The sequence below is a fragment of the Methanobrevibacter sp. genome, from assembly GCF_045586545.1.
Taxonomy (GTDB): domain Archaea; phylum Methanobacteriota; class Methanobacteria; order Methanobacteriales; family Methanobacteriaceae; genus Methanocatella.
On sequence record NZ_JAZNAN010000017.1, the window covers coordinates 1 to 4,607 of the forward strand.

At 32.1% G+C, this 4,607-nt stretch carries 7 protein-coding genes; 5 read left to right on the forward strand and 2 right to left on the reverse strand.

The window, feature by feature from the left end; translation table 11 throughout:
- Window positions 1-235: 235 nt before the first annotated feature.
- Entirely contained in the window at window positions 236-673 is a 438-nt protein-coding gene (locus ACKI3D_RS01515; protein ID WP_407391679.1) for a MarR family winged helix-turn-helix transcriptional regulator, read from the reverse strand.
- A gap of 76 nt (window positions 674-749) precedes the next feature.
- Here ACKI3D_RS01515 and ACKI3D_RS01520 point away from each other — a divergent pair, with 76 nt between their 5' ends.
- Genes ACKI3D_RS01520 through ACKI3D_RS01540 form a run of 5 tightly spaced genes read left to right on the forward strand, consistent with a single transcriptional unit; the run spans window position 750 to window position 3,803 of the window.
- Window positions 750-1,517 (forward strand): NADPH-dependent F420 reductase, encoded by a 768-nt coding sequence (locus tag ACKI3D_RS01520; protein WP_407391691.1) that lies wholly within the window; start codon window positions 750-752, stop codon window positions 1,515-1,517.
- 17 nt (window positions 1,518-1,534) lie between these two features.
- Window positions 1,535-2,362 carry an alpha/beta fold hydrolase gene (locus tag ACKI3D_RS01525; RefSeq protein ID WP_407391681.1) on the forward strand — a complete coding sequence of 276 codons (828 nt, stop codon included), beginning with the start codon at window positions 1,535-1,537 and terminating at the stop codon, window positions 2,360-2,362.
- Between the two features lie 12 nt (window positions 2,363-2,374).
- Window positions 2,375-3,064, forward strand: coding sequence for a radical SAM protein (locus tag ACKI3D_RS01530; protein WP_407391683.1), 690 nt, complete (start codon window positions 2,375-2,377; stop codon window positions 3,062-3,064).
- A complete protein-coding gene (locus ACKI3D_RS01535; RefSeq protein ID WP_407391685.1) occupies window positions 3,054-3,206 on the forward strand; it encodes a hypothetical protein in 153 nt (50 codons plus the stop codon). The genes ACKI3D_RS01530 and ACKI3D_RS01535 overlap by 11 nt, the downstream gene beginning before the upstream one ends.
- 42 nt (window positions 3,207-3,248) lie before the next feature.
- Complete coding sequence (locus tag ACKI3D_RS01540) at window positions 3,249-3,803, forward strand: DUF3795 domain-containing protein (RefSeq protein WP_407391687.1); 555 nt, start codon at window positions 3,249-3,251, stop codon at window positions 3,801-3,803.
- Window position 3,804: 1 nt separating this feature from the next.
- On the opposite strand, the gene ACKI3D_RS01545 is transcribed toward ACKI3D_RS01540, so the two are convergent.
- Window positions 3,805-4,380, reverse strand: a complete 576-nt coding sequence (locus ACKI3D_RS01545; protein ID WP_407391689.1) for a TMEM175 family protein — start codon at window positions 4,378-4,380, stop codon at window positions 3,805-3,807.
- Window positions 4,381-4,607: the final 227 nt, after the last annotated feature.

A 4,607-nucleotide genomic window follows, 5' to 3' on the forward strand; every position in this document is an offset into this window, starting at 1 on the left:
CAGCAAAGAAGCATATATATTTTTTATTCTTTTATTTTCATCACATATTACAAGAATTTTATCACTTATTTTATTAATTAAATTTATAGTTTGGGATATTTAAGCTATGATTAACCTGTGGAAGTTGTAACAAGTATTTTGCATTTGGGTTTGCATATAACATTAGTTTATCTTTAAGTATTGAGTTAAGAATCTATTTCAAGTAAAATAAGATTAATCAAATGATTTTAAATTTTTAACAATCGTTTGTGCTTGTTTTATAATAATCTGAAATCATTTCTCTGAATTTTATTTCATCTTCTTTACTGTAGTTATCAAAGAATTTTGCTTCCCATTTTCGTGAAGCATCAAGAAGAGACAATACAAATGACTGGCCTTTATTTGTAAGATTAATTATTCTTCTGCTTTTGTTTTTTTCATCATAATCTCTTCTGACAAGGTTATTTTTCTCAAGACGCCTGATAATTTGACCTGCATTGGCTTCTGAGACAATTAATATATCAGACAGTTCTCTTTGTGATAAATTGGGATTATAATAAATATTAATTAAATAAGTGGAATCACGGGGTGTGATGCCTTCAAATTTTTCATTCAAAAATTTATGGTATTCAATGTTGATATAATCAATATAGAGAATTATTGGGATGTATTCATCCCTGTTAAGTTTTTCCATGAGTTTATCTTTATAAAAAAGATTATATATAGTTTGACATAATAATATTATTAAAGACTAAAGACTCTTTAGTCATATTGTTGAAGGTGAAAACATGAAAATAGGCATTGTTGGAGTTGGGGCAATAGGTGGAACAATTGCTCGAAAACTCACAAAAATGGGACATTATGTAAAAGTAGTAAATTCAAGAGGAAGAGATTCCATCAAAGAATTTGCAGATGAAATTGGTGCAATTCCTTCAGATTTGAATGAAATTTCGCAGGATATTGAAATACTGATTATTTCCATTCCATATGATGCTTTAAATACTTTGCCCGAAAGTTTATTTGAAAAATTGCCTGAAGATACAGTAATAGTTGACACAGGAAATTATTATCCTGAAATGAGAGATTCAAAAATAGAAGGGCTTGGAAATGGTGAAACAGAAAGCATCTGGCTTTCAAATAAAATCAAAAAACCAGTCATTAAAGCCTTCAATACTCTATTGGCATATTCCTTATCAGAACTGGGATGTGAAAAAGGAACAGAAGGCAGACTGGCAATGCAGGTGGCAGGTGATGATGAAATACATAAAAAGATTGTAATGGATTTGATTGACCAGTGCGGTTTTGATGCATATGATGTGGGAGCTCTTGAAAAATCCTGGCAGATGCAGCCATGTTCAGCAGGATACTGCTGTGACTATACATCAGAAGAACTCAAATCCATTAAGGAAAAATCAAAGCAAACACCCGAAAGTGTTGCAAAAAACAGAGCTAAAATCATGGGGAATTTCAGTGAACTGACCTGCGGTGACTTCAGTCATGAAAATGTAATCAGAATTAACAGGAAATATAATATTTAATAATAAGGGAAATGAACATGCCTTTTTTAACAATGAGTGATGGAATCAAAATATATTATGAAGCCCATGGTGAAGGTGAAACAATATTATTTGCACATGGCCTGAACTCTTCTCATCTTAAAAACAAGACTTTTTACAATGAGTTTAAAGATGATTATAGAATTGTTTTTTATGATCAGAGAGGTCATGAATCTTCAGACAAATCAACAGTACATATGAATGTTAAAAGATTAGCACAGGATTTAAATGAAATCATGGAATCCCTAAATCTAAATGATGTTACTTTAATAGGCCATTCAATGGGTGCAGCTACAATCTATAATTATGTTGAACAGTATGGATGTGAACAAATCAAAAGAATCATTGCAGCCGACATGTCACCTTATATGCGAAATGACGGATGGAAAGGTGGAATTGCACAGGGAAAATGGAGTGATGAAGATTTCATGCAGGATCTGGACAGAATATTTGATGATGTAGGATATGCCAGATGGTACATTACAAAAAACATGATGAATCCTTCTTTAAAAAACACTCCAGAAGAATTTGAAGATGCAATGATTGCATTATGCGACGAAGGATTTGATCCTCTGACAATGGCAAGTTTATGGTTTTCACTTTTCAGAACCGACCAGAGAAAGACAATGAAAAAGATAAACGTTCCGTTTTTGTACATCATGCCGGAAACCCCATTGTATTCTATGGAAGCTGTTGACTGTATTAAAGACAATGTCTGTGATGTTTTTGTATTGGAAAATAATTTTCCAGGCACAACACATGCGATTTTAAGTGAAATGCCTCATGAGGTGGCAGAGGCAGTTAAAAAATTCATGGAAAAATATTAAATGTGATTTAAGATGCATTTTACCGATCCAGTATATAGAAATCCCTATTGGCCGACTTTTCCGCTGCTGCAGGTAACTCAGGGATGCACACACAACAGATGCAAATTCTGCACAATGTATAAGGATGTCAAATTCAAACCACATCCAATGAATATAATTGAAAAAGATTTGCAGGAACTGGCAAGTATTGCTTCAGATGCAAAAACAATCCAGCTGCTTTCAGCCAACCCCTTGGTTATGACTTACAACAAGTTTCGCCCTATTCTTGAAAAAATCAATGAATATCTTCCGGAAATAGAATATATCTATACTCAAACAAGGGTTTCTGATTTGCGCAACAAAACTGTTGAGGAACTTGAAAGTCTGAAAGAATTGGGTTTAAGAGAAATTTCTCTTGGTGTGGAAAGCGGAGATGACTGGACATTAAAAAGAATAAACAAAGGTTATACTTCAAAAGACATTATAGAACAATGCCAAAAATTGACTGATGCCGGAATAGACTTTTGGATGAGTTTTTTAAATGGAGTTTCAGGTCGTGAACATAGCCACGAGCATGCAGTAAATTCTGCAGAAATATTCAGTCAGTGTAGACCCATGCTTGTTGGAACGGGAGGTCTGACACTATTTCCAGGAACTCCTCTTTTAAAAGAAGCGCAAATGGGTGAATTCACACCATTGTCGGAAAAAGGAAATGTTAATTGAACTTAAAACTTTCGTTGAACATTTAACCTGTGACTGTTCATTCATTACTCATCATACGGTATTTGCCAGTTTGTCAGGCCCTCATTTTCTTGAAAGAAAAAGTCAAATCATTGATGTTTTAAGCAATGAAATTGAATGGTGATTTCGAAAGGATGGCACAAATAAGGAGAAATAAAAGTTCATTATGATAAATAAAAAATTTAAACGGACTGATCTGCTGCTATCATTGTGCGGACTTAACTGCAGTTTATGCCCAATGTTTATTGAAAAAAGATGCGCAGGATGTCGTGAAGGCAGTACCTGTTATCTGACCTGCACAATAGCACCATGCAGCATTGAACATGGAAATATAGACTACTGCTTCGAATGTGAGGAATATCTCTGTGACAAATATGATGGAATTGAATTACACGATTCACTAATCACACACAGGAATCAGAAAAAGGATTTGCAAAAAGCAAAAACTATAGGAATCGAAAACTATCACAAAGAACAGCTTGAAAAAAAGGAAATCATAAACCATATTTTAAACAGGTATAATATTGCCAACAGACATATCTTCTTCTGCCTGGCGGTAAATCTGCTTGAAGTTGATGACTTAAAACAGATATTAAAAGACTGCGATGAATCAACAAAAGATATGGATTTAAAGGAAAGATCAGATTATATAAAACATGAATTATATGAATTCGCCAAAAAAAGAAATATCATACTCAAATTAAATACAGGAAGATATTGACCTATTTAATTGAATATAATATTGACCTTACGATTGTAATCAAACAGACAATGCTGATTGCAATAGGATAGCCTAAAAAACCTATAATGAATCCTATAATTAGGAAAATGAATGGAATAATTATTGCATTTTTCAAATCCAAAACTTCAGACAAATATTCGCTATCCTCATTTATTTTTATAAGATATCTGCTCATAATAAATAGAATAATATCCACCAAAATAAAATCCAAACCATATAAGGATTCGCTTAAAAGAGAATTCGGATTATTACCAACAAAAATTGTCAAATAAGGAATCAGAGATATTACAAACATTAAAAGAATATTCAACCAAATAATTTTAGAATCAATTTTTTTCACATGAGCATATATCAAGTGGTGATATTGCCAGAGATTGGCACAAACAAGGAAACTGACAAGATAAGTGAAATATGAAACTTTCAAAGCTAAAATTCCTGCAATGGTAGCGGTTTCAGGCTGTGGCAATTCCAAAACCAAAACTGTTACAATAATTGCAATTATCGCATCATAAAAAGCTTCCAGCCTATTGGTTTCCATCAAGTTTTCCATTTTCATATTAAACTATTTTGATTTCATCATATTTTAAATATTATATAATAAGACTTAGAAATGAAGTCAATATACTGAAAAAACTATACAAAATATAAACACCTACCTAAAAAGGCCAAATCAATTCCTTAAAAAAAGACTTAATTTTAAAAAATATAAACATTTTACGCTTAATAAAATCATAAAATAAGTTATACTAAGTCAATGAATAAAAAACTTAATATTAATGATTA